Origin of the sequence: Streptomyces sp. KMM 9044, from assembly GCF_024701375.2 — a bacterium.
Lineage (GTDB): Bacteria > Actinomycetota > Actinomycetes > Streptomycetales > Streptomycetaceae > Streptomyces.
In genome coordinates, this window is sequence record NZ_CP113910.1 from 2,021,889 (window position 1) to 2,045,103 (window position 23,215).

The 23,215-nt window shown below is 71.2% G+C and carries 22 protein-coding genes and 2 riboswitches; of the genes, 6 read left to right on the top strand and 16 right to left on the bottom strand.

Annotated features, from left to right (window positions below; genetic code table 11):
- Positions 1-87: 87 nt before the first annotated feature.
- The 3 genes from HUV60_RS09050 to mnmA all read right to left on the bottom strand — a co-directional run bounded on the left by HUV60_RS09050 (position 88) and on the right by mnmA (position 3,423).
- Entirely contained in the window at positions 88-855 is a 768-nt protein-coding gene (locus HUV60_RS09050) for an RloB family protein (protein WP_257847905.1), read from the bottom strand.
- A gap of 22 nt (positions 856-877) precedes the next feature.
- Positions 878-2,173, bottom strand: a complete 1,296-nt coding sequence (locus tag HUV60_RS09055) for an AAA family ATPase (RefSeq protein WP_257847904.1) — start codon at positions 2,171-2,173, stop codon at positions 878-880.
- A gap of 119 nt (positions 2,174-2,292) precedes the next feature.
- Positions 2,293-3,423, bottom strand: a complete 1,131-nt coding sequence (gene mnmA / locus HUV60_RS09060; protein WP_257847903.1) for a tRNA 2-thiouridine(34) synthase MnmA — start codon at positions 3,421-3,423, stop codon at positions 2,293-2,295.
- Between the two features lie 59 nt (positions 3,424-3,482).
- Here mnmA and HUV60_RS09065 point away from each other — a divergent pair, with 59 nt between their 5' ends.
- The gene (locus HUV60_RS09065; protein WP_257847902.1) at positions 3,483-4,163 is read left to right on the top strand and encodes an N-acetylmuramoyl-L-alanine amidase; all 681 of its coding nucleotides are present in this window, start codon (positions 3,483-3,485) and stop codon (positions 4,161-4,163) included.
- Positions 4,164-4,173: 10 nt separating this feature from the next.
- Here the strand turns inward: HUV60_RS09065 and HUV60_RS09070 are convergent, their stop codons facing one another.
- The 12 genes from HUV60_RS09070 to HUV60_RS09125 form a co-directional block, all read right to left on the bottom strand.
- Complete coding sequence (locus tag HUV60_RS09070; protein ID WP_257847901.1) at positions 4,174-5,343, bottom strand: cysteine desulfurase family protein; 1,170 nt, start codon at positions 5,341-5,343, stop codon at positions 4,174-4,176.
- 13 nt (positions 5,344-5,356) lie between these two features.
- Positions 5,357-5,620, bottom strand: coding sequence for a DUF4190 domain-containing protein (locus HUV60_RS09075; protein ID WP_257847900.1), 264 nt, complete (start codon positions 5,618-5,620; stop codon positions 5,357-5,359).
- Positions 5,621-5,687: 67 nt separating this feature from the next.
- Positions 5,688-6,548 carry a thioesterase family protein gene (locus HUV60_RS09080; protein WP_257847899.1) on the bottom strand — a complete coding sequence of 287 codons (861 nt, stop codon included), beginning with the start codon at positions 6,546-6,548 and terminating at the stop codon, positions 5,688-5,690.
- A 69-nt stretch (positions 6,549-6,617) separates the two neighbouring features.
- Positions 6,618-7,277 (bottom strand): trimeric intracellular cation channel family protein, encoded by a 660-nt coding sequence (locus HUV60_RS09085; protein WP_042167866.1) that lies wholly within the window; start codon positions 7,275-7,277, stop codon positions 6,618-6,620.
- 242 nt (positions 7,278-7,519) lie between these two features.
- Complete coding sequence (locus tag HUV60_RS09090; protein WP_257847898.1) at positions 7,520-8,773, bottom strand: ABC transporter ATP-binding protein; 1,254 nt, start codon at positions 8,771-8,773, stop codon at positions 7,520-7,522.
- A complete protein-coding gene (locus HUV60_RS09095) occupies positions 8,770-9,771 on the bottom strand; it encodes an ABC transporter ATP-binding protein (RefSeq protein WP_069086929.1) in 1,002 nt (333 codons plus the stop codon). Before HUV60_RS09095 ends, HUV60_RS09090 begins: the two co-directional genes overlap by 4 nt.
- 6 nt (positions 9,772-9,777) lie before the next feature.
- Positions 9,778-10,737 (bottom strand): ABC transporter permease, encoded by a 960-nt coding sequence (locus HUV60_RS09100; RefSeq protein ID WP_042167859.1) that lies wholly within the window; start codon positions 10,735-10,737, stop codon positions 9,778-9,780.
- 1 nt (position 10,738) lies between these two features.
- Complete coding sequence (locus tag HUV60_RS09105; RefSeq protein ID WP_257847897.1) at positions 10,739-11,743, bottom strand: ABC transporter permease; 1,005 nt, start codon at positions 11,741-11,743, stop codon at positions 10,739-10,741.
- Positions 11,744-11,848: 105 nt separating this feature from the next.
- Entirely contained in the window at positions 11,849-13,519 is a 1,671-nt protein-coding gene (locus HUV60_RS09110) for an ABC transporter substrate-binding protein (protein ID WP_257847896.1), read from the bottom strand.
- Between the two features lie 831 nt (positions 13,520-14,350).
- Entirely contained in the window at positions 14,351-15,097 is a 747-nt protein-coding gene (locus HUV60_RS09115) for an enhanced serine sensitivity protein SseB C-terminal domain-containing protein (RefSeq protein ID WP_257850115.1), read from the bottom strand.
- A gap of 166 nt (positions 15,098-15,263) precedes the next feature.
- On the bottom strand, positions 15,264-16,070 hold the full coding sequence (locus tag HUV60_RS09120) for an enhanced serine sensitivity protein SseB (RefSeq protein ID WP_257847895.1): 807 nt from the start codon (positions 16,068-16,070) through the stop codon (positions 15,264-15,266).
- Positions 16,071-16,178: 108 nt separating this feature from the next.
- A complete protein-coding gene (locus HUV60_RS09125) occupies positions 16,179-16,847 on the bottom strand; it encodes an ATP-binding protein (RefSeq protein WP_257847894.1) in 669 nt (222 codons plus the stop codon).
- A 236-nt stretch (positions 16,848-17,083) separates the two neighbouring features.
- A riboswitch (glycine riboswitch) is annotated at positions 17,084-17,183 on the top strand.
- A riboswitch (glycine riboswitch) is annotated at positions 17,184-17,307 on the top strand. It begins immediately after the preceding riboswitch.
- A 35-nt stretch (positions 17,308-17,342) separates the two neighbouring features.
- Between HUV60_RS09125 and gcvT the strand changes: the two genes are divergently transcribed.
- From gcvT to HUV60_RS09150, 5 genes are all read left to right on the top strand, one after another.
- Entirely contained in the window at positions 17,343-18,506 is a 1,164-nt protein-coding gene (gene gcvT, locus HUV60_RS09130) for a glycine cleavage system aminomethyltransferase GcvT (protein WP_257847893.1), read from the top strand.
- A gap of 141 nt (positions 18,507-18,647) precedes the next feature.
- A complete protein-coding gene (gene gcvH, locus HUV60_RS09135; RefSeq protein WP_257847892.1) occupies positions 18,648-19,025 on the top strand; it encodes a glycine cleavage system protein GcvH in 378 nt (125 codons plus the stop codon).
- A 15-nt stretch (positions 19,026-19,040) separates the two neighbouring features.
- The gene (gene glyA, locus HUV60_RS09140; protein WP_257847891.1) at positions 19,041-20,300 is read left to right on the top strand and encodes a serine hydroxymethyltransferase; all 1,260 of its coding nucleotides are present in this window, start codon (positions 19,041-19,043) and stop codon (positions 20,298-20,300) included.
- A gap of 182 nt (positions 20,301-20,482) precedes the next feature.
- Entirely contained in the window at positions 20,483-21,850 is a 1,368-nt protein-coding gene (locus HUV60_RS09145; RefSeq protein WP_257847890.1) for an L-serine ammonia-lyase, read from the top strand.
- A gap of 111 nt (positions 21,851-21,961) precedes the next feature.
- A complete protein-coding gene (locus tag HUV60_RS09150) occupies positions 21,962-22,369 on the top strand; it encodes a cold-shock protein (RefSeq protein WP_257847889.1) in 408 nt (135 codons plus the stop codon).
- 189 nt (positions 22,370-22,558) lie between these two features.
- Here HUV60_RS09150 and HUV60_RS09155 read toward each other — a convergent pair whose 3' ends face one another.
- Positions 22,559-23,161, bottom strand: a complete 603-nt coding sequence (locus HUV60_RS09155; RefSeq protein WP_257847888.1) for a type VII secretion system-associated protein — start codon at positions 23,159-23,161, stop codon at positions 22,559-22,561.
- Positions 23,162-23,215 lie beyond the last annotated feature (54 nt).

The window sequence follows — 23,215 nt, forward strand, 5'->3', positions numbered from 1 at the left end:
GGAAGGTTAGACGGCCCGCCGGTGCGGGAGGCAACCCGCGCGGAAACCGGACATCCGCCGCCGCACGGCGAGGGGCGCGGCCGTCGCTCAGACCTTGACGATGCCCAGGCTGACCAGGAGCCGCCACACGTCGGTGGACGGGTCGCGGTTCAGCGGCTCGCAGTTCTTGGCGTGCCCCGAGCGGGGGGCCCGTTCCTTCTCCGAGCGGCCGTACTCCGGAGCCTCGAACGTGGCGTTGGCGGGCTTGCACGCACCGTGCTCGCACTGACCGACCAGGGCTCGCGCGTGCCGCACCGCCGCCTTCTCCCTGCCCTTCAGCGCCTTGGTACGGGCATCGCCCAGACCCTTGTCGGGCTTGTCGAACCGCTTGTACGCGGGGTCGGCCTTGCGCAGCTTCTCCAGGACGTGCGTGTTCTTCGCCGCGCCCTGGGCGCCGCCGAACGGCTGGAAGTGCAGCAGCAGCCACAGTTCGAAGGAGGGGTGGGAGAAGCAGACCTCGGTGTCCGAGGCCGCTGCGGCCTCGAAGGCCTCGGGGATGTCGTGGTGGCTGTCCCGGTCGAAGAGCACCCAGGTCTCGTCCTCCCCCCGGGCCGCGTCGACGACCGCCTCGACGGCGCGGGACGGGATCAGGCCGTCGGCCTTGCGGACCGGCTTGATGGTGAAGGCCGGCCGGCCGGTCTCGCTGTCCCCGCTCCCGTACTCCTTGTTGAGGTAGCGCAGGTAGTCGTACTCGGTCGCCTCGCCTTCGCATCCCACGTACAGCACCCGCTCGCGACGTGAGTACTGCGGCGGAGGCGCCTGCGGCGGCATCACCGTGCTCGCCGCGTCCTTCCTCGACCTGCGTCTGCTGCTCATGCTCCGTGCCCACCCCGCTCGCTCACGCCGTCGCTGCCGCCTTCTCCTCCAGCTGGGACACCTCACGGGCGATCTCGCCCGGGGTCACCCGGGGCACCCCTCCGTACCGGCCCCGCAGATAGCCGCGCTCCAGGTCCTCGCCGGCCTCCGGATGGGCTGCGACCAGCGGATACAGCTCGGTCGCGCCGGACTTCGTCTTCGCGGTGAGCCATACCTGGTCGCGGCCGAGCGGACGGTCCAGCACGGCGTTGCCGAGCAGGGTGGCGTCATGCGTGGTGAAGATCAGCTGGGCACCCTTGGCATTGGCCTCACGGTCCTGGAAGAGGCGGACGACCTCGGCGGCCAGCGTGGGGTGGAGACTGGAATCGAGCTCGTCGACCAGCAGCGTCGCCCCGTTGTCGAGGACGGTGAGCATCGGGCCGAGGAAGGCGAACCACGCGTGTGTGCCGAAGCTTTCCTCGGTGAGGAAGTCGAGCGGCACCGCTTCCGCCCCCTCCGTCCGGTGCCGAAGGGAGACCGTACCGGTGTCCGGATCGAGATCGAAGCCGGTGACGCCCAGGTCGGCGGCGGCCAGGAGCTGGACGAGTCGTTCGCGGTAGCCGGTGTCGTCGTGACGTTCGGTGAGGCGGCGCTTGGTCCAGTCGGCACGGTGGCTGATGTCCTCCCCCGGGGTCATCAGCCACAGGTTGTTCAGGAACCAGCGGTGCAGGGCGGACAGCTGAGGGTCGTTGAGGGTGGCCGCGGTGGAGAGGAAGAGGGCGTTCGGCCGGGTGAGTGCGACCAGGTCGTCGCGGCGGCCGGTGAAGGCCGGGCTCTCGAAGAGGTACGCGTCGCCGTCCTCCGCCGGGCGGTCCGCCTCCCGGTCGAACCAGACCTGCCGGACGCCGCCCGGGTAGGCGTGCAGCCATTCGGCCTCCACCCGGTCGTCGGAGAGTTCGAAGCCGTACGTGTAACGGACGGGGGTGCGGGCGCCCAGGACCAGGTCGACCTCGAAGAGGGTGGTCTCCTCGGCGCCGGCGGCGTCCAGCTTGAAGGGCTGCCGGTGCGGTACCCCGGGATACTTGGCCCAGTCCGCGAAGGAGGTGCGTACCGCCTCCCGCATGGCGTGGAACGCGCTGAGCATGTTGCTCTTGCCGGAAGCGTTCGCACCGAAGATCCCGGCGACGGGCAGCACCGGCACGTGCCCGCCACCGTCCTGAGCGATCCCGCTGTCCCGCGCGACGCTGTCGGAACTGTCCACACCGCCCGCAGCGACAAGTGTCAGCTCGGCCTCGTCCCGGATCGAGCGGTGGTTCGCCACTCGAAAGCGCAGAAGCACCGTCCACCTCCCGGAGGGGCGGGGAGGTCCCGCCGCCGACTCACCCTGCGCGGACCTTCCGCGACGGCCAGCCTATGCCGGGGTGGTCGGACCGTGCCAGCTCCTGCGAGCCCTCGACATCAGGCGGTGGCGGCTTCCCGGCGAACCGTGGTGGCGATGGTGGCGGAGCCGACCACCCGGGTGCCGTCGTACAGCACGATCGCCTGCCCGGGAGCCACCCCGCGCACGGGCTCCGTGAACGACGCGTGCAGCGTGTCACCGACCAGCTCCGCCCTCACCTCGGTCTCGCCGCCGTGGGCGCGGAGCTGGGCGGTGTAGGTGCCGGGGCCGGCCGGGGCGGTACCGCACCAGCGGGGCTCGACCGCGGTGAGCGCGCCGACGTCGAGGGAGTCCGCGGGACCGACGGTGACCGTGTTGGTCACCGGGGAGATGTCCAGGACGTACCGGGGCTTGCCGTCGGGGGCGGGGGTGCCGATCCGCAGACCCTTGCGCTGGCCGATGGTGAAGCCGTGGGCGCCCTCGTGCGTGCCGATCCTGGTGCCGGACTCGTCGACGATGTCGCCCTCGGCCCGGCCCAGCCGGTTCGCGAGGAAGCCCTGGGTGTCGCCGTCGGCGATGAAGCAGATGTCGTGCGAGTCGGGCTTCCTGGCCACCGCCAGCCCCCTGCGCCCGGCCTCCGCGCGGATCTCGTCCTTGGTGGTCACCGTGTCGCCCAGCGGGAACATCGCGTGGGCGAGCTGCCGGTCGTCCAGTACCCCGAGGACGTACGACTGGTCCTTGGCCATGTCGGAGGCGCGGTGCAGTTCGCGCGTGCCGTCGGGCAGGGTGACCACGCGCGCGTAGTGGCCGGTGGCCACGGCGTCGAAGCCGAGGGCGAGGGCCTTGTCCAGCAACGCGGCGAACTTGATCTTCTCGTTGCAGCGCAGGCACGGGTTGGGGGTGCGGCCGGCCTCGTACTCGGCGACGAAGTTCTCCACCACGTCCTCGCGGAAGCGGTCGGCGAGATCCCACACGTAGAACGGGATGCCGATGACGTCGGCGGCGCGGCGGGCGTCGCGCGAGTCCTCGACGGTGCAGCAGCCCCGCGCGCCCGTGCGGAAGGACTGCGGGTTCGCGGAGAGCGCGAGGTGGACGCCGGTCACGTCGTGTCCCGCTTCGGCGGCACGGGCCGCGGCCACGGCGGAGTCGACGCCGCCGGACATGGCGGCCAGGACGCGAAGGGGACGGGAGGGCTGCGGGGTCTCAGTCATAACGTCTCCAGGGTACGGGGCACGGGAACCGGAACCACCGGGTATCCGTTGTAGACCGCATGGGGGAGAGAAGAGCTTCCAGGGACCGGGTCACCAGGGACGGGGACCGTCGCATCGGCCGGCGGGCCCTGATCGTCGGCGGGGTGGCCGCCGCCGCGGGGACGGCCGCGCTCGCACGGGACGAACTGGGCCGCCTGTGGTGGAGGGTGCCGGGGGTCGAGAAGCCCCGTGAGGACGGTGTCGTCGACTTCGCGGGCGCGCGCTGGGTGGCGGCCTCGGACGCCAACTGGCGGCGCGCGGACCGGCCCGACGACTTCGGCATAGACATGGTGATCGTGCATGTCACCCAGGGCAGTTTCGACAGCGCGGTGCGGGCCTTCCAGGACCCCGGGCACCAGGCGGCGACGCACTACATCGTCGGCCAGGACGGACGCGTCACGCAGATGATCCGCGAGCTGGACGTGGCCTACCACGCGGGAAACCGCGACTACAACGAGCGCAGTGTCGGCATCGAGCACGAGGGGTTCGTGGACCGGCCGCAGGACCTCACGGACGAGATGTACGAGGCCTCGGCCCGGCTCGCGGCCCGGATCTGCGCCCGCTACGACATCCCGGTCGACCGGGAGCACATCATCGGCCACATCGAGGTGCCGGGCACCGACCACACCGACCCGGGTCCGCACTGGGACTGGGACCGCTACATGAAGCTGGTCCGCCGGGCGCTCACGGCACAGGCCTGAGAGCCGGCGTTCAGGTCAGGCCTGCCCGGCGGGCACGTTCCACCGCCGGGCCGATGGCCTTCGCCAGGGCCTCGACGTCGGCGCGGGTGGAGGTGTGGCCGAGGGAGAAGCGGAGGGTGCCGCGGGCCAGGTCCGGATCGGTGCCGGTGGCCAGGAGGACGTGACTGGGCTGGGCGACACCGGCGGTGCAGGCGGAACCGGTGGAGCACTCGATGCCCTGGGCGTCGAGCAGGAGCAGCAGGGAGTCGCCCTCGCAGCCGGGGAACGCGAAGTGGGCGTTGGCCGGAAGCCGTCCCCCGGGCGCGGGGTCGCCGCCGAGGACGGCGTCCGGGACGGCCTCGCGGACCGCGGCGACCAGCGCGTCGCGGAGCGCGCCGATCTCCCGGGCGAACCACTCCCGCTGCTGGGCGGCGAGCCGGCCGGCGACCGCGAAGGAGGCGACCGCGGGCACGTCGAGCGTGCCGGAGCGCACGTGCCGCTCCTGACCGCCGCCGTGCAGCACGGGTACGGGGGTGTACTCACGGCCCAGGACCAGCGCTCCGATGCCGTACGGGCCGCCGATCTTGTGGGCCGAGACGGTCATCGCGGCGAGCCCCGACGAGACGAAGTCCACCGGCACCTGGCCGAAGGCCTGGACGGCGTCGGAGTGCAGCGGGACACCGGACTCGGCGGCGGCCTCGGCCAGTTCACGGACCGGCAGAACCGTCCCGATCTCGTTGTTGGCCCACATCACGGTGGCCAGGGCCACGTCGTCGGGGTTCCTGGCGATCGCCTCGCGCAGGGCGTCCGGGTGGACCCTGCCGTGCGAGTCGACCGGCAGGTACTCGACGGTGGCGCCCTCGTGCTCGCCGAGCCAGTGGACGGCGTCCAGGACGGCATGGTGCTCGACGGGGCTGGCGAGGACCCGGGTGCGGGCCGGCTCGGCGTCGCGGCGGGCCCAGTACAGCCCCTTCACGGCGAGGTTGTCGGCCTCGGTGCCGCCCGAGGTGAAGACCACCTCGCTGGGGCGTGCGCCGAGGGCGTCGGCAAGGGCTTCACGGGCCTCCTCGACACTCCGGCGGGCACGCCGGCCGGCCGCGTGGAGGGAGGAGGCGTTACCGGTGACGCCGAGGTGCGCGGTGAGTGCCTCGACCGCCTCGGGAAGCATCGGGGTGGTCGCGGCGTGGTCGAGGTAAGCCATGGTGGGGCCGATTCTACGGGCCGTGTCCGGTGGCCCTGGGGCGCGGTCGGCCGGGTACCGCGCCCGCTCGGAAGCTCCGGGAGATCGTGTCGTCCGTCTGCGTCGACGCCGGCAGGACCAGCGGGTCGGCGACCAGGCCGAGGCCCAGGCAGGCGCGTGCGCGCCGGGTCGTGCCCCGCCGCAGGGCGAGGCCCGCCAGCACGACGGCGATCGGCCCGGGAACGACGTCGAGGACGAGCAGGCCCAGCACCCCCAGGACGAAGGACGCGACCGCCATGCCGTCGGCGCCCTGGACAGCGGTCCGGTGGGCGACCCCGGAGGTGGGGTATGGGGGGTCGGGCAGCTCAGCCCAGGCGTACCCGGGCGAGCTGACGGGACTGGGCCGCCAGACGGCCGGTGCTGTCCCAGACCTCGGCGTCCTCCTCGAGGAAGCCGCCGGCGAGGTTGCGGGTGGTGATCGACACCCGCAGCGGGCCGGGCGCCGGGCGGGAGCGGACGTGCACCGTCAGCTCGACCGTGGGGACCCAGCCCTTGAGCCCGAGGTCGAAGGCGGTGGGAGGCAGCGCGTCCACCGCGAGCAGCAGGGAGAGCGGGTCGTGGTCCCGGCCGTCGGCGAGCCCGAACCAGGCACGCGTCTCCCCCTTGCCGGAGGGCTCTCCGAGAGCCCAGCCGAGGGTCGACGGGTCCAGTTTGAGCAGCAGACGGTCCATGATGGCGGAGCTGCCGTCGACGGGGGCCGGGCCGTCCTCGGCACCGAAGCACTGGTCCATGGGCGGTATCACGGGCGGCTCGGCCGACGTACGGACGTCGTCGGGCAGGGCGTCCAGGTCGCCGTAGGAGGCCAGGAGACGGATGCGCTCGACCTCACGGCCCCGGTCGTCCGTCTGGAAGAGGGACGCCTGCCCGGTCGAGAGGGTGTGTCCGGTGCGTACGGTCTGGGTACGGACGACCGCCGGGCCCGGCTGGGAGGCGGTCAGGTAGTGCGCGGTGAGGGTGAACGGGTCCGGATGCGGCAGCGCGTGGGCGAGGGCGCGGCCCAGGACGGCCAGCAGATAGCCGCCGTTGACGGCGCTGATGATCGTCCATCCGGCGGAGAGATCGGCGTCGTAGACGCCCGGTGCGCGGGGGACGACCGCGGTGTCGCGATCGAACTCACTGTCGCCGATGGTGGCCCGAACGGCCGCGGCGGAGGCTGCTTCTGGCATGGATGAACAGTACAAGAGCGACCTACTGAGCGGTAGCTTTTCCCCTTGTCCCTCCACCGCTCCCCTCGTCTACTCCTCCTCGCGAACCGTCGTGCGGCGCTGCCAGGCGCGGGGCGCCCGCCAGTGGTACCGCAGCGCCAGCAGCCGCAGCACGAACGCCGTGATCACCGCCACAGTGCTGGTGAACGCGTTCAGCGCGTCGAACCGGATGCACAGCGCGACCATGGTGGCGCCGACGATCGCCGGTACCGCGTACAGGTCGCGGTCCCAGCGCAGCAGCGAGGGCACCTCGTTGGCGAGCACGTCCCGCAGCACGCCGCCGCCCACCGCGGTGGCGAGGCCCATGCAGGCGGAGGCGGTCAGGCCGAGCCCGTAGTCGTACGCCTTGGTGGTGCCGACGACGCAGAACAGGCCGAGCCCGGCGGCGTCGAAGAAGTTGACGGCGTTCTGGATGCGCTCCACGTGCGGGTGGAGGAAGAAGACCAGCACCACGGCGAACAGCGGGGTGACGAAGTACCCCAGGTCCGTGAAGGCGGCGGGCGGCACCGCGCCGATGACCACGTCGCGGAAGAGACCGCCGCCGAGCGCGGTGACCTCCGCGAGTACGGCGATGCCGAAGACGTCGAGGTTCTTGCGCACGGCCAGCAGGGCACCCGAGATCGCGAAGACGAAGATGCCGATCAGGTCGAGCGTGTGCAGGAGGGACGGGCTGAAGAGTTGCTGAAGCACCCGTACATTCTTACCCGGCAAGAACCCCTCGCCTTGCAAAGCAAGGCGAGGGGTGAGACGAACGTGCTGTCCGTGGACCGGTGGGATCAGATCTGCCGTCCAGTCGTCCGACGGCCGCCGGGCTGTCCGCGACGGTGCGAACCGCTCCGGGCGGACACCGGGCGGTGGCCCGGAGGGTTCCCGGAGCGCCGGGAGGTCTTGCTCCGTCCGGCGCTCCGGGAATCCGGGAGCACGGCGGTCCGTCAGTCGGTCCCGGCCGAACCCCTGGCGGACACGTCCGGCCGCGCCACGTCATGGCCCTTCGCGTCGGCATCGGCCGTCGGGTCGCCCGGGACCTCGACCGCTGCGGGCGCCTTCTCCTTGACCACCGCGGCGTCCGGCTTGGTCGTCGAGTCGGCCGGCAGGAGCGCGGCGGGAACCTCCGCCTCGCCCTCGGCCCGCTCCGCCGGCACGTCCTCGGTTTCCGTGACGGCCTCGATGCCCGTCGGCTGGGTCCGCGTCAGCTCTCCCGACGCGATCTCGGCGGTGTAGTGGCAGGCCACCCGGTGACCGCCGCCGACGTCCTGCAGTTCCGGCCGCTCGGTCGCGCACCGCTCCGCCTGGGCCCAGGGGCAGCGGGTGTGGAAGCGGCAGCCGGTGGGCGGGTTGGCCGGGGAGGGCAGGTCACCGGTGAGCAGGATGCGCTCGCGGCGGTCCTCCACCTCCGGGTCCGGCACCGGCACGGCCGACATCAGGGCCTTGGTGTACGGGTGCTTGGGCTCGGCGTAGAGGGTGTCGCTCGGTGCCTCCTCGACCAGCGAGCCCAGGTACATCACGCCGATCACGTCGGAGATGTGCCGGACGACCGCGAGGTCGTGGGCGATCACCAGGTAGGTCAGGCCGAGTTCCTCCTGGAGTTCCTCCAGCAGGTTGACGACCTGGGCCTGGATCGACACGTCGAGCGCGGAGACCGGCTCGTCACAGATGATCACATCCGGCTCGAGGACCAGCGCGCGGGCGATGCCGATGCGCTGGCGCTGGCCGCCGGAGAACTCGTGCGGGTAGCGGGCCAGCGCGTTGGAGGGCAGGCCGACCCGCTCCAGGATCGCCTTGATCTTCTCGCGGCGCTCCTCCTGGTTCTTGCCGATGCCGTGGGCGACCATGCCCTCGGACAGGATCGACTCGATGTTCTGCCGGGGGTTGAGCGAACCCAGCGGGTCCTGGAAGACCATCTGGAGCCGGCGCCGGAAGCGGCGCATCTCCTCGCCGGGCAGCTTCGCCAGGTCGGTGCCGTCGAGGACGACCGACCCCTCGGTGATGTCCACCAGCCGCAGCACCGACCGCCCGAGGGTGGTCTTGCCGCAGCCGGACTCGCCGACCAGGCCGTAGGTCTCGCCGGCCTCGACCTTCAGGGACACCCCGTCCACGGCGTAGACGTGTCCGACCGTACGGTCGAACAGGACGCCCTTCTTGATGGGGAAGTGGACCTTGACGCCGTCCAGTTCGAGCAGGCTCATGCGGGGACCTCCTCGGCCTTCGCGTCGTCGGGTACGGGGTTGACGCACCGCACCCGGTGATCGGCGGCACGCTCCTCGGCCAGCTGCGGGGTGCCGGTCAGGCAGCCCATCTCGTACCGGTCGCAGCGCGGCGCGAAGGCACAGCCGTCGGCCCAGGCGACGCGGTCGTTGATGGAGCCGCGGATGGGCTTGAGGGACTCGCCCCGGGGGGCGTCCAGGCGCGGGATGGAGCCCAGCAGTCCGTGCGTGTAGGGGTGGGTGGGGTGGGCGAACAGCTCGCGGCGCCCGGCGGACTCCACGGCCTTGCCCGCGTAGAGCACGTTGACCTCGTCACAGAGGCCGGCGACCACACCGAGGTCGTGGGTGATCATCAGCAGGGCGGTGCCCTCCTGGTCCACGAGTTCCTTGAGCAGTTCCAGGATCTGGGCCTGGATCGTCACGTCGAGGGCCGTGGTCGGCTCGTCGGCGATGAGCAGGCTCGGGGCACAGGCCACCGCCATGGCGATCAGCGCGCGCTGGCGCATGCCGCCGGAGAGCTGGTGCGGGTACTCCTTGAGCCGCCGGACCGGGTCGGGGATGCCGACCCGGTCCAGCAGGTGGGCGGCCTCCTTGCGGGCGGCCTCCCCCTTCATCCCGCGGTGGCGCTCCAGGATCTCGGTGACCTGCACGCCGATCGGCACGACCGGGTTGAGCGAGGACAACGGGTCCTGGAAGATCATCGCCATCCTGCTGCCGCGCAGGTCGCGACGGGCGGACGGGCTCATGGTGAACAGGTCCGTGCCGTCGAATTCGGCGCGGCCGCCGACCGTGACGCCCTTGTGGGGCAACAGGCCCATCAGGGCCAGGGAGGTGACGGACTTTCCGCAGCCGGACTCGCCGACCAGGCCCACGACCTGGCCCTGGTCGACCGCGAAGGAGACGCCGTCGACCGCCCGGGACTCCTTGCGGCCGCGGCCGCCGAAGGTGACGGTCAGTTCGTCGACAGTGAGCAGAGACATGGTGGTTCAGCCCCTCAGCTTCGGGTCGAGGGCTTCCCGCATGGCCTCGCCGAGGAGGGTGAAGCCGAGGGCGGTGATGATGATGCCGACGGCGGGGTAGACCGCCATCATCGGCGCGTTGTCGAAGAAGCGCTGCGCCTGGGCGAGCATGACACCCCACTCGGGGATGGCCGGGTCGGGGTTGCCCAGGCCCAGGTAGGACAGGGCGGCGGCCTCGATGATCGCGGTGGCCAGGGAGAGCGTGGCCTGCACGATCACCGGGCTGAGCGAGTTGGGGACGATCTGCGAGACCACGATGCGCCGCTTGCGCACGCCCAGGGACTTGGCCGCGAGCACGTAGTCCGCGCCGCCCTGTGCCAGCATGGAGCCGCGCAGCAGCCGCGCGAACACCGGGATCTGGACGACACCCACGGCGATCATCACCGTGGTGAGCGACTGCCCCATGACGGCGGCCACGGACACGGCCAGCAGCAGCGAGGGCAGCGCCAGCATCATGTCGATGAAGCGCATGATGACGGAGTCGATCCGCTTCCCGGCATCACCGCCGAGGGTGGCGGCGGCTCCGGAGACGCCGCCGATCAGGAAGCCGACGGTCAGGCCGATGAAGGTGGAGACGACGCCGACGAGCAGCGTCTGGCGGGCGCCGACCAGCATGCGGGAGAACATGTCCCGGCCGAGGTGGTCGAGCCCGAACCAGTTGTCGCCGCGGGGGCCGACGAACTCGCCCCGGTTGGGGAAGACCTCTCCTCTCCACGCCTGGGCGGTCGGGGAGTACGGGGTGAGGTAGGGCCCGACGACCGCGACGAGGACGAACAGGGCGATGACGACGGCGCCGATGATCGCCATCTTGCTGTGCTTGAGCCGGCGGAAGGCTTCCCGCCACAGGCTGGCGCCGGAGCTGGTCTCCTTGGTCGCGGTCAGTTCCGCGAGGCGCTGGATCTTGTCGGTCTTGGTGGCGACACTCACGTCAGTGCACCCGCACTCTCGGGTCGATGAGGCTGTACGCCACGTCCACCAGCAGGTTGATCAGGACGTACACCAGCGCGATGAACATGATGAACCCGACGAGCACGGGGTAGTCACGGCCGTCGATCGCGGTGCGGATGAAGGAACCGATGCCGCCGAAGGAGAACACGGACTCGGTCAGGACCGCCCCGGACAGCAGGGAGCCGGTGAGCAGGCCGACCGCGGTCACCACGGGGAGCATCGCGTTGCGCAGCACGTGGCGGCTGCGCACGACGCTCCGCTTGAGGCCCTTGGCCTCGGCGGTGCGGACGTAGTCCTCGTCCTGGACCTCGAGGACGCTGGCGCGGGTCATGCGCACGATGACGGCGAGCGGGATGGAGGCCAGGGCGACGGAGGGCAGCACCAGGTGCATGATCGCGTCCCAGGACGCGTCGAGTTCCCCGGTCAGGACGCCGTCCAGGACGGCGAATCCGGTGACGTTCGTGGCGTTGATGCCGGTGTCCAGGCGTCCGTAGCTGGGGAAGATCCCCAGCTCGACGGCGAAGATCTGCTTGAGGATCAGGGCCAGGAAGAAGACCGGGATGCAGATGCCGACGAGTGATCCGGAGACCGCTGTGACGTCGAGCCAGCCGCCGCGGTTGCGGGCGGCGAAGTAGCCGAGCGGGATGCCGACGGCCACGGCGATGATGATCGCCAGGAGGGACAGCTCCACGGTGGCGGGGAAACGCAGGACGAACTCGTCCCACACCGGCTGTCCGGTCTGGGTGCTGGTGCCCAGGTCGAGTTCGGCGATGCGCTTGAGGAAGCGCCAGTACTGGACGTAGACGGGCTGGTCCAGTCCGAGTGCGCGGTTGATCCGCGCCACTTCGGCCTCGGTGGCCTTTTCCCCCAGGATCGCTGAGGCGGGTCCGCCGGGCAGCCGGTCGAGCCACAGGAAGAGCAGAACCGACAGGCCGAGCAGCGTGGGTATGAGCTGGAGCAGTCTTCGTACGACGAGACGCAGCACCCCGCATGCCCCTTTCTTGCGTAATGTGTGACATGAACGGACCCGCCCGGCCGCCGAGTTGCGACGGCCGGGCGGACTCCTCGTGCTTGGGTTGCTCCTGCTCGCCTACTTGAACGAGACCTCGGCGAAGACTTCCTGCGTCAGCGGGGAGACATTCGGCGGGTTCACGTTCTTGGCGAAGGCGATGGCCGGCGGGGAGGACGAGACCGGGAGACCGGGCAGGTAGTCCATGATGGCCTCGTTGGCCTTCTCGTACGCGGCCACGCGCTCGTCGTGGTTGCCGAGGGTCGAGCCCTCGTTCACGGCGTCGAAGACCTTCTTGTTCTTGAAGCCCCACTGCTTGTCGTACCCGGAGAACCAGGTGCCGATGAAGTTGAAGCCGTCGTTGAAGTCACCGGTCCAGCCGAGCATGTGCAGGTCGCAGGAGCCCGACTCGGTGGCGTCCAGGTAGTCCGGGGCCCACTTCATCGCCTTCGGCGTGACGGTGATGCCGGACTTCTCCAGGTCGGCCTTCATCAGCTCGAACAGGTCCTGCGGGGCAGGCATGTACGGGCGGGTGACCTCGGTCGGGTAGCAGAAGTCGACCTTCAGCTTCTCCTCACCGGCCTCCTTGAGGAGGTTCTTCGCCTCGGCGGTGTCGTACGAGTACTGCTTGACGTCCTTGGAGTAGCCCTCGACCGTGTCGGGCATGAACTGGTCGGCGACCTTGCCGCCCTCGGGCAGCTGGGTCTTGACCAGGTTCTCCCGGTCGATCGACTGCGCGATGGCCTGGCGGACTTCCTTCTTCTTGAGCGCGGGGTTGGCCTCCTGGCTCATGCCCACGTAGAAGAGGTTGAAGACGCCACGGGTCGGGACGACGTAGCCCTGGTCCTCGAGGGTCTTGACGTCCGCCGGCGCGACGAGGTCGTAGCCGTCGATGTCACCGGCCTGGAGCGCCTGGCGGCGGCCCTCTTCGGTGTCGATGGTGCGGAAGACCAGGTTCTTGACCTTCGCCTTGTCGCCCCAGTAGCCGTCGAAGCGCTCAAGGGAGACTTCCTTGTTGCCCTTGTTCCACTTCGTGATCTTGTACGGGCCGGTACCGGCGACCGTGCCGGCCTCCTGGCTGTACTTGGGGTACGTGATGGCGTCGCCCTTGGCGGAGGCGTCCTGCTTCTTGTACTCCTCGAGGGCCTTCGGCGAGTGGATCGCCAGGGCCTGGAGGGAGAAGCCGCCGGGGAGGTTGGCGGAGGGCTCCTTGACCTCGATGACGGCGGTGTTGTCGTCCTTCGCGGTGCAGGACTTGTAGTTCGCCTCGGACGTTTCCTTGTCCTCGTTCTTCGCGAAGCCGCCCATGATGGACTGCCAGTAGTACGAGACCGCGCTGGACTGGTAGGTGCCCGTCCAGTTGAACCAGTGGTCGTAGTTGGCGCAGACGGCCTCGGCGTTGAACGCCTCGCCGTCGTGGAACTCGACGCCCTTGCGGAGGTTGAAGGTCCAGACGGTGCCCTCGTCGTTGCTCGACCACTTCTCGGCGAGGCCGCCGACGAGCTCGCTGCCGCCCGACTCGTGCTCCAGAAGCGCCTCGAAGGCCTGCCGCGTCACGCGGAAGGTTTCACCGTCGCTGGCCAGGGCAGGATCGAGGGAGCCCGGGTCACCGGCACCGGCGAAGACGAAGGTGTCCTTCTCGCCGCCGCTCTCGTTGTCACTGTCCCGTTCACTGGAGCAGCCCGTGGCGATCAGACCGACCGCCACCGCGGCCGTGATCGCCCGAGCGGCTCGGGACTTGGGTATGCGCATATTGGGGCCACTCCGGGTCCGCTATGTGGATGCATCTTGACCGGCCGAACACTACAGACGTTCACAGCGAGTCGAGAACAGTCCGGATAGCGGTGATACCTAGCTGAGATCTGAACAGTTGACATAAGGGATGTTTCAGGCGTCCCCCTGTTGCAAATTAACCGTTCGGACACATCTGACCCTCCGTCAAGAGACCCGAGAAAAGCGCCGGACGGCGTGAAGGACGGGTGAAACCGCAGGTGACAGGCGGTTGACTGGCCATAGCTGAGTGCACATGGCCGAAAATCTGACGTGAAATCAGCGGCCGGGAGGGCGAAACGGGCGCTCTCCGTCGACAGGTGTGCCCGTTCCGCGGACACCGTCACGTTGAGTCATCACGGGGAGTGCGGCCGGGTCCTTCCGGACCTGCCTCTCACGCATACGCCCCGGTCAGCGCTGGGACCCGTCCGGCGGATCAGGCCGGAGGTGACTGGCGGTATCTCTCCGACCAGGCCGAGCGGGGGCCGGTGCGTTCAGCCGCAAGGCGGAGGAGGGCGCCGACGCGATGAGGGCCCTCCCCGCTCATGGGAGTTCCCCGATCGAGCGAAGCCGAGAGCCTGGGGAAGTCGGCAGCCGACGACAGCGCCGCCGGGGCGCCCCCTTCTCGAAGAGCTCGAGGAGGGCGTGCCCGGCCGCCCCCGCTCATGGGAGTTCCCCGATCGAGCGAAGCCGAGAGCCTGGGGAAGTCGGCAGCCGACGACAGCGCCGCCGGGGCGCCCCCTTCTCGAAGAGCTCGAGGAGGGCGTGCCCGGCCGTCCCCCGGCCTCCGAGGCGCGGTCCGCCGGACAGGACCTACCGCGCGGGCAGGTAGCCGGACCCCGCGGCGGGAGGCGCGGCGGCGGCGGCGTGCGCCTCGCGGTCGTAGAACGGGCGCGCGTGGGCACGCAGCCACATCGCGACCGGGTCGTGCTCGTCGGACATCGCGACGGTCGACACCGGAAGCCCGTCCGGGACCGCGTCGAGGGACTGCCGCATCATCGCGCGCACCGCGTCCACGGCCGACGGCGACGTGTCGTACACGTCCAGGCCGACGGCGAGGTACGGGTCACCGAGCGACGGCTGCACCCAGGCACGGCGCAGCGAGCGGACGGCGGGAGTGCGGTGCGCGTTCTGCGCGAGCAGGGCGTAGAACTGCGGGATCTCGATGGCGGGTTCGGACAGCCTCAGGGGTCCGGCGGGCTGGCGGTCCAGCCCGGTGGCGAGCCTGCGCAGATCGAGCCAGGGGATGCCGAGGCCGCCGCCGGGGGCGTGCGGATTGAGCCAGAGTCCGTAGCGGTCGGGGTAGAGGGCGCGGGCGGCCTCGACGCCGTCGACGACCTCGTAGGACCGGTTCCAGCCACTGGCGGACAGCTCCTGGGCGGAGGTCACGCAGGGCGCGTAGCCGAAGCCGTCGACCTCCATGTTCCCGTACTGGGCGTCCGGGGAGCCGGCCTGGCCGTGCCACAGCAGCATCCAGACGTGGCCGGAGGAGGGTGTCGCGAGCGCGCGCAGCAACGCCTCATAGGCGTCGTAACGCCCGGGTGTCACCTGGCGCAGCATGTGCTCGACCTGCCCGGCCGCCGCGGTGCCAGCGCTCACTTTGTATCGCCCCTCCGTACCACCCGTACAACACCCTCGCCCGAGCCCGATGAACCTAGCTTAAGCGCCTCCCGGCGCCGGGGAGCTCCGCCGGTGCGTGACCGGCCTCCGGCAGCACCGAGCCCCCTCAGCGCTGCCACTGGTAGAAGGGGCGGACGCGGTCGCGCATCCACTGGCCGACCGGGTCCTGGGCCACGTCCAGGAGGACGAGGTTGACGGGCCACCTCACCGGCTCACGGCCCAGCGCGCGGCCCAGCGCGTCCATCGGCGCGGCCCGCAGGTCGCCCTCCGTCCGGGACAGTTCGGCGGGGGCCAGCTCGACGCCGACGAACAGCACCGGTTCGGCCGTCTCGATCTCGGCGAGGCAGCGGCGGGCGGTGGTGACGACGCCGAGGGCCTCGAACTCCGCGGCGGCGGCGGCGAGGAAGTCCACCGGGTCGTCCTGCCAGTCGGGGGCGAACAGCTTGACCCGGCCGCCGCTCGCGGGTCCGTCCAGCGGGCCGCGTCCGGCGCGGCACAGGGCGGCGACGGCGGGGGGCGGCAGCGGGATGCCGACCACTCCCCCGGGGTTCACGGCGATCCCGGCCTGCGGCGGCAGACCGCGCGCGAACTCCACCGCGGGCGCGACGGTGAACGACATGTGGGTGCCGACGACCTGACGGAACTGTTCCTCGGAGCTGAAGACCGGTACGTACGCCTGGCCGTCGATCTCCGTCATGGGCAGGTCCAGCGGGCCGCTGTCCGGTCCGCCGCCGTTGGGCAGTGGTATCCACAGGTGACTGCGGCCCAGCACCTCGATGATCCGGCCGTCGGCCGAGGGGACGCCGAGGGACGCGGAGAGCGCCTCCTCCAGTTCGTTGCCGGGCCATCCGCCGTGCGGGTGGGGGTGAGTCTGTGCCGGGAAGTCCGCGGAGAAGCCCGCCGGGAAGTCCATCTGCCTACCGCCTGCCTGGAACCACTGCTGTGGCTGAAAAGGCTAACCGCTGCCGTACCCCGGCGTGCGGCCCGTCCACGGGCCGGCCGTGGAGCCGCCGGCCCGTGATCAGTCCGTGAACTCGATGCGGTGCAGCGCGTCCGCCGCGTCGCGGTCGGCCAGGACCGCCGAGCCGCAGCCCGCGGGCAGGTCGCCGCGCGTCACGGACGTCAGCAGCCGGTCGATGGCGGTGCGGTGGCGCCGGAAGGCGTACCGGGAGACCCCGCGGCCGCGCTCGCGCTGGCCGTCCAGGGCCTGCTTCGGGGGGACGTCGAGCAGCAGCAGGTGCAGGACCGCGCCCCGGCGGCGGGCCTCGCGGGCCAGCCAGCGGCGCACCCAGGCCTGCGTGCCGCAGTCGTGGACGACGACGCCCTCACCGGTGCGCAGGGCGCGCCGCAGTCCGGCGTAGTGGGCGAGGCGGACCAGGGGCCGGTACACCGCGTACGGCAGGAGGCGCGGCATGCCGCGGTCCCAGCGGTCCCGGGTGTCCTGCGAGTCGATGCGGGTGCCGCGCGCCGCGCGCCGCATGAGGGTGGACTTGCCGCTGCCGGGCAGTCCGGTGACCACGACGAGGTCGCGGGGGCCGAAGAGCAGGGCGTGCGGGCTGCGGCCGGCACGCTCGCGCAGGTCGCGGACGACCGGCGCGGGCAGGATGACGCGGGTCCCCCGCACCGAGGGGGCCTGCTGCTCGGGCAGCGCGACGCCCGTGGTGGTGGCGTACGCCGTGGCCTTGTTCACCGTAAGTCCTCCCCTGGGGGCGGTCCGGCCCTGTGACCAGGTACCGGACCGTCTCCCCGCCGAGTGTAAAGAGACGGTAACGCCGCGGTCTTCAGGATTCCTTCCCTTTCCCGGTACAGGCCTGTCACAGCCGTCCGTGAACACCCGAACACCCTGCGCTTCCTCCCAGAAGGGTCCCCCTGCCGCGGCCCGGCGATGCGTGCAATGATGTGCGCGCCAACTGCATACCGGCCGTTCGAATCCGCGCGGGAGAGTCCCCGGCACCGTTGCCGCCGGGGCGCCGAAGGAGCAAGTCCCTCCCTTGAATCTCTCAGGCACCGTTACCGCGTGGGCGAGGCACATCTGAAAAGCGGGCCGCCGCACGTGTTTCCGGCGGCCCCACCCAAGGTGCAAACCGTGGTCGTCCCCTGCGCGGGCGGTCATGGCGAACCTCTCAGGTCCCGATGACAGATGGGGAGGAACGACCTCGCCCGTCCTGCCCTGGGAGACCGACCGATGAGCAGTACCGCACCCCGCCGGACCGCACTGGACGCCCTGCACCGTTCGCTCGGCGCCACGATGACCGATTTCGCCGGCTGGGACATGCCCCTGCGCTACGGCTCCGAACGCGACGAGCACAACGCCGTGCGCACGAGAGCCGGCCTCTTCGACCTCTCCCACATGGGCGAGATCACCGTCACCGGCCCGCAGGCGACGCAGCTCCTCGACCACGCGCTGGTCGGCAACATCGGGACCGTCAAGCCCGGCCGCGCCCGCTACACCATGATCTGCCGCGAGGACGGCGGCATCCTGGACGACCTGATCGTCTACCGGCTCGAGGACACCGGGGCCGGGTCCCCTCACGCCGGGACCCCTCACGCCGGGACCCCTCACTACATGGTGGTCGCGAACGCCTCCAACGCCCAGGTGGTGCTGGACGCGCTGGTGGAGCGGTCGGCCGGCTTCGACGCCGAGGTCCGTGACGACCGCGACGCGTACGCGCTGCTCGCGGTGCAGGGCCCCGAGTCCCCCGGCATCCTGCGGTCCCTGACCGACGCCGACCTCGACAACCTGAAGTACTACGCCGGGCTGCCCGGCACGGTCGCGGGCGTCCCCGCGCTGATCGCCCGTACCGGCTACACCGGCGAGGACGGCTTCGAGCTGTTCGTGAAGCCGGAGCACGCGGTCGGGCTGTGGCAGGCGTTGACCGGGGCCGGCGAGGGCGCCGGGCTGGTCCCGTGCGGGCTGTCCTGCCGGGACACGCTGCGCCTGGAAGCCGGCATGCCGCTGTACGGCAACGAGCTGAGCACCTCCCTGACGCCGTTCGACGCCGGGTTCGGGCGGGTGGTGAAGTTCGAGAAGGAGGGCGACTTCGTGGGCCGCGCCGCCCTGACCGAGGCCGCCGCCCGCGCCGGGGCGACCCCGCCCCGCGCCCTGGTCGGCCTGGTCGCCGAGGGCCGCCGGGTGCCGCGCGCCGGGTACGCGGTGGTCGCCGGCGGCGAGGTGATCGGCGAGGTCACCTCCGGTGCGCCCTCCCCGACGCTGGGCCGGCCGATCGCGATGGCGTACGTCGACGTGGCGTACGCGGCGCCGGGCACGGAGGGTGTCGGCGTGGACGTCCGCGGCAGCCACGAGCCGTACGAGGTCGTGGCACTGCCGTTCTACAAGCGGCAGAAGTGACACCGCCGTAGACGGCCCCGGCACGGCCTTCCGGGCTTTCGCACGTCGGGGCACGGCGGTGCGCGGTGCCGTACGGCGGCGCAGGCCGACGTAGTTTCCGACTCATCAAGCACATCCCCCGCTTACAGGAGAACCCAGACCATGAGCAACCCCCAGCAGCTGCGTTACAGCAAGGAGCACGAGTGGCTGTCGGCCGCCGAGGACGGCGTGTCGACGGTCGGCATCACCGAGCACGCGGCCAACGCGCTCGGCGACGTCGTGTTCGTCCAGCTTCCCGAGGTGGGTGACACCGTGACCGCGGGCGAGACCTGCGGCGAACTGGAGTCGACCAAGTCGGTCAGCGACCTGTACTGCCCGGTCACCGGTGAGGTCACCGAGATCAACGAGGACGTGGTGAACGACCCGTCGCTGGTGAACTCGGCCCCCTTCGAGGGCGGCTGGCTGTTCCGGGTGCGGACCGGCGAGGAGCCGGCCGACCTGCTCTCCGCCGCCGAGTACGACGCCTTCATCCAGGGCTGAGGAGGCCGTAGCCGCATGTCGCTTCTGAACACCCCGCTGCACGAGCTCGACCCCGACGTCGCCGCCGCGGTCGACGCCGAGCTGCACCGCCAGCAGTCCACCCTCGAGATGATCGCCTCGGAGAACTTCGCCCCGGTCGCGGTCATGGAGGCCCAGGGCACGGTTCTCACCAACAAGTACGCCGAGGGCTACCCCGGCCGCCGCTACTACGGCGGCTGCGAGCACGTCGACGTGATCGAGCAGATCGCCATCGACCGGGTCAAGGAGCTGTTCGGCGCCGAGCACGCCAACGTGCAGCCGCACTCGGGCGCGCAGGCCAACGCCGCCGCGATGTTCGCGCTGCTCAAGCCCGGTGACACGATCATGGGTCTGGACCTCGCGCACGGCGGGCACCTGACCCACGGCATGAAGATCAACTTCTCCGGCAAGCTCTACGACGTCGTCGCCTACCACGTCGGTGACGACGGCCGGGTCGACATGGCCGAGGTCGAGCGGCTGGCCAAGGAGAGCAGGCCGAAGCTGATCGTCGCCGGCTGGTCGGCGTACCCGCGGCAGCTGGACTTCGCCGAGTTCCGCCGGATCGCGGACGAGGTCGGCGCGTACCTGATGGTCGACATGGCCCACTTCGCCGGTCTGGTCGCGGCGGGCCTGCACCCGAACCCGGTCCCGCACGCCCACGTCGTCACCACGACCACGCACAAGACGCTCGGCGGCCCGCGCGGCGGCGTGATCCTCTCCACCGCCGAACTGGCCAAGAAGATCAACTCCGCGGTCTTCCCCGGCCAGCAGGGCGGACCGCTGGAGCACGTGGTCGCGGCCAAGGCGGTCGCCTTCAAGGTCGCGGCGTCCGAGGAGTTCAGGGACCGCCAGCGCCGCACCCTGGAGGGCGCCCGCATCCTGGCCGAGCGCCTGGTCGGGGACGACGTCAGGGCGGTGGGCGTGGACGTGCTGTCCGGCGGTACGGACGTGCACCTGGTCCTGGTCGACCTGCGCGACTCCGAGCTGGACGGGCAGCAGGCCGAGGACCGGCTCCACGAGGTCGGCATCACCGTCAACCGCAACGCGGTCCCGAACGACCCGCGGCCTCCCATGGTCACCTCGGGCCTGCGGATCGGCACGCCCGCCCTGGCCACCCGCGGCTTCACGGCCGAGGACTTCGCGGAGGTCGCGGACGTGATCGCCGAGGCGCTGAAGCCGTCCCACGACACCGAGGCGCTCCGGGCACGGGTCACGGCTCTCGCCGAGAAGCACCCGCTGTACCCCGGTCTGCAGTAGTTCCGTACGCTTTCGTTCGTACGGACGTCCGGGGCATCGCACACACTGGGTCGGTGGGCGCGGTGCCCCGCACCATGCACCGCGCACGTGACATCCCCCTCCGGTCCCCCCCTTCGATCCCCCTCCGGTCCACCCCCTGCCCGGCGGACAGCGCCGTCCGCCGAACCCCTAGGAGTCCTCCCGTGGCCCTCTCGGTCTTCGACCTGTTCTCGATCGGTATCGGGCCGTCCAGCTCGCACACGGTCGGCCCGATGCGGGCTGCCCGCATGTTCGCCCGGCGGCTGCGCAACGAGGAGCTGCTGGACTCGGTCGCCTCGGTCCGCGCGGAGCTGTACGGCTCGCTCGGCGCGACCGGCCACGGGCACGGCACGCCCAAGGCGGTGCTGCTCGGCCTGGAGGGAGCCTCGCCCCGCACGGTGGACGTGGAGACGGCCGACGAGCGGGTGGCGAAGATCAAGGACGGCGGCCGGCTCCGTCTCCTCGGGGACCACGAGACCGCGTTCTCCTTCGACGACGACCTGGTCCTGCACCGCCGCAAGGCGCTCCCCTACCACGCGAACGGCATGACCCTGTGGGCGTACGACGCGTCCGGCGCCGAGGTGCTGTCGAAGACGTACTACTCGGTGGGCGGCGGCTTCGTCGTCGACGAGGAGGCGGTGGGCGCGGACCGCATCAAGCTCAACGACACGGTCCTGAAGTACCCGTTCCGCACGGGCGACGAGCTGCTGCGCCTGACCCGGGAGACGGGCCTGTCCATCTCCGCGCTGATGCTGGAGAACGAGCGCGCCTGGCGGACCGAGGAGGAGGTCCGCGAGGGGCTGCTGGAGATCTGGCGGGTGATGCAGGCGTGCGTGGCGCGCGGCATGTCCCGCGAGGGCATCCTGCCGGGCGGTCTGAAGGTGCGCCGGCGTTCCGCGAACACGGCACGCAAGCTGCGCGCGGAGGGCGACCCGAAGGCCCTCGCCATGGAGTGGATCACGCTCTACGCGATGGCCGTGAACGAGGAGAACGCCGGCGGCGGCCGGGTCGTCACCGCGCCGACCAACGGCGCGGCCGGCATCATCCCCGCCGTCCTGCACTACTACGTCAACTTCGTCCCCGGTGCCGACGAGGAGGGCGTGGTCCGCTTCCTGCTGGCGGCCGGCGCGATCGGCATGCTGTTCAAGGAGAACGCGTCCATCTCCGGCGCCGAGGTCGGCTGCCAGGGCGAGGTCGGCTCCGCCTGCTCGATGGCGGCGGGCGCCCTCGCCGAGGTGATGGGCGGCTCACCGGAACAGGTCGAGAACGCAGCCGAGATCGGCATGGAGCACAACCTCGGCCTGACCTGCGACCCGGTCGGCGGCCTGGTCCAGATCCCGTGCATCGAGCGCAACGGCATGGCCGCGGTGAAGGCGGTCACCGCGGCACGGATGGCGATGCGCGGCGACGGGTCGCACAAGGTGTCCCTGGACAAGGTCATCAAGACCATGAAGGACACCGGTGCGGACATGTCGGTCAAGTACAAGGAGACGGCGCGGGGTGGGCTCGCGGTCAACATCATCGAGTGCTGAGGACGGGACGCCGCGGACGGCGTATGTTGTCCCGCGGACGGCGTATGTTGTCCTCGCTGGTCGGGTTCTGGTCCGGGCGTGGGGTCCGGTGTTCCGTTGGGGTTGGTACACATGGTTGCTGGTCGTGTGGTGCGGTTCGACGCCGTACGGGGTTACGGGTTCATCGCTCCGGAGCACGGCGGGGAGGACGTCTTCCTCCACGTCAACGACGTGCGGATCCCGGAGCATCAGCTGCGTCCCGGGGTCACCGTGGAGTTCGAGATCGAGGAGGGCGACCGGGGGCTGAAGGCCTCGGGCGTGCGGCTGGCCCAGGGGGCAGGCCCGGTGTCCTCCGCCGGGGTGGGGCGGCATCCGGACGGCGACGACTCGCTGTGCGACGTGCTCACCGTCGAGGAGTACCTTCAGGAGGTCACGGAGGTCCTGCTGTCCGCCGTGCCCACGCTGACCGGCGAGCAGATCCTCCAGGCGCGTCGCGGGCTGCTGCAGTTCGGCAAGACCCACGGCTGGTGCGACGGGTGAGACGGGCACGGTGAGCCCGGCCCCGGTGCGGTCGGGCGGGTTCCTGGTTCCTGTGGACCGTCGTGTAGGACGCAGCGCAGGTCGCCCGACGGACGCGGGACGGGAGTTCGCCGATACCCTGCCTGCCGGGCGTCGGGCTCGGCCCGCACCGGGGCCGGACTGGGCTGTGGCCCCTCCGGCCCTGTCCGGTCAGTGGGCGCCGTCCGTCCGTGTCCTGCTCGCGATCGTCTCCGCGAGCGGATCGGTCTCCAGTACGGTGCCCGCGGGGCTGGGCGGGTTGACGTACAGCGCGTGGCCGGATGGCAAGCGGTCCAGGAGGTCCGGCACGGCGACGAGTGCGGAGGCGAGGCCGCCCACGGTGTCGAGGTGGGGCGGGGCGGTGAAGACCGGGACCACGAGCCGGCCGTCCTCCACGGCGGCGGTCACCGGTGTTCCGTCCGGCAGGGTCAGCACCGCCACCTCGGCGGTGGCCAGGGCGCGCAGTACGTCCTCGGCCGGTCCGTAACCGGTGACGGCAAGCCGGAGGGCCTGGTCGACGCCGTCGGTGGCCTCGGGCCAGCCGAGCGATTCCGGGGAGGGGCGGTGTGCCTCGTTGTCCTCCCACTCCTCGATCTCGCCGGTCGTTCCGGTGCGCCAACGGCCGACCACAGCCCAGTCGGGCGGCACGCCCTCGCCGTGCCAGCCGGGGTCGACCATGCTGATCCAGTGCTCCGGCGCAAGCCGTGCGGCCTCGACGATGTCCTCGGGGGGTGTGGGCATCGACGCCCCGCTGCGCTCACTCACCTCGTTCACCCGCAGGCACTCTCCCGACCCACAGCGCTGCCATCCGTCGCTCCACTCGTCGCT

Bases quoted from the DNA above. Each gene is read 5' to 3' on its own strand.
- HUV60_RS09070 (WP_257847901.1), bottom strand. From the start codon at position 5,343: ATGGCTTACCTCGACCACGCCGCGACCACCCCGATGCTTCCCGAGGCG.
- HUV60_RS09150 (WP_257847889.1), top strand. From the start codon at position 21,962: ATGGTTGCTGGTCGTGTGGTGCGGTTCGACGCCGTACGGGGTTACGGG.
- gcvH (WP_257847892.1), top strand. From the start codon at position 18,648: ATGAGCAACCCCCAGCAGCTGCGTTACAGCAAGGAGCACGAGTGGCTG.
- HUV60_RS09090 (WP_257847898.1), bottom strand. From the start codon at position 8,773: ATGAGCCTGCTCGAACTGGACGGCGTCAAGGTCCACTTCCCCATCAAG.
- HUV60_RS09080 (WP_257847899.1), bottom strand. From the start codon at position 6,548: ATGCCAGAAGCAGCCTCCGCCGCGGCCGTTCGGGCCACCATCGGCGAC.
- HUV60_RS09065 (WP_257847902.1), top strand. From the start codon at position 3,483: ATGGGGGAGAGAAGAGCTTCCAGGGACCGGGTCACCAGGGACGGGGAC.
- HUV60_RS09075 (WP_257847900.1), bottom strand. From the start codon at position 5,620: ATGGCGGTCGCGTCCTTCGTCCTGGGGGTGCTGGGCCTGCTCGTCCTC.
- HUV60_RS09120 (WP_257847895.1), bottom strand. From the start codon at position 16,070: ATGGACTTCCCGGCGGGCTTCTCCGCGGACTTCCCGGCACAGACTCAC.
- mnmA (WP_257847903.1), bottom strand. From the start codon at position 3,423: ATGACTGAGACCCCGCAGCCCTCCCGTCCCCTTCGCGTCCTGGCCGCC.
- HUV60_RS09115 (WP_257850115.1), bottom strand. From the start codon at position 15,097: ATGCTGCGCCAGGTGACACCCGGGCGTTACGACGCCTATGAGGCGTTG.
- HUV60_RS09095 (WP_069086929.1), bottom strand. From the start codon at position 9,771: ATGTCTCTGCTCACTGTCGACGAACTGACCGTCACCTTCGGCGGCCGC.
- glyA (WP_257847891.1), top strand. From the start codon at position 19,041: ATGTCGCTTCTGAACACCCCGCTGCACGAGCTCGACCCCGACGTCGCC.
- HUV60_RS09110 (WP_257847896.1), bottom strand. From the start codon at position 13,519: ATGCGCATACCCAAGTCCCGAGCCGCTCGGGCGATCACGGCCGCGGTG.
- gcvT (WP_257847893.1), top strand. From the start codon at position 17,343: ATGAGCAGTACCGCACCCCGCCGGACCGCACTGGACGCCCTGCACCGT.
- HUV60_RS09050 (WP_257847905.1), bottom strand. From the start codon at position 855: ATGAGCAGCAGACGCAGGTCGAGGAAGGACGCGGCGAGCACGGTGATG.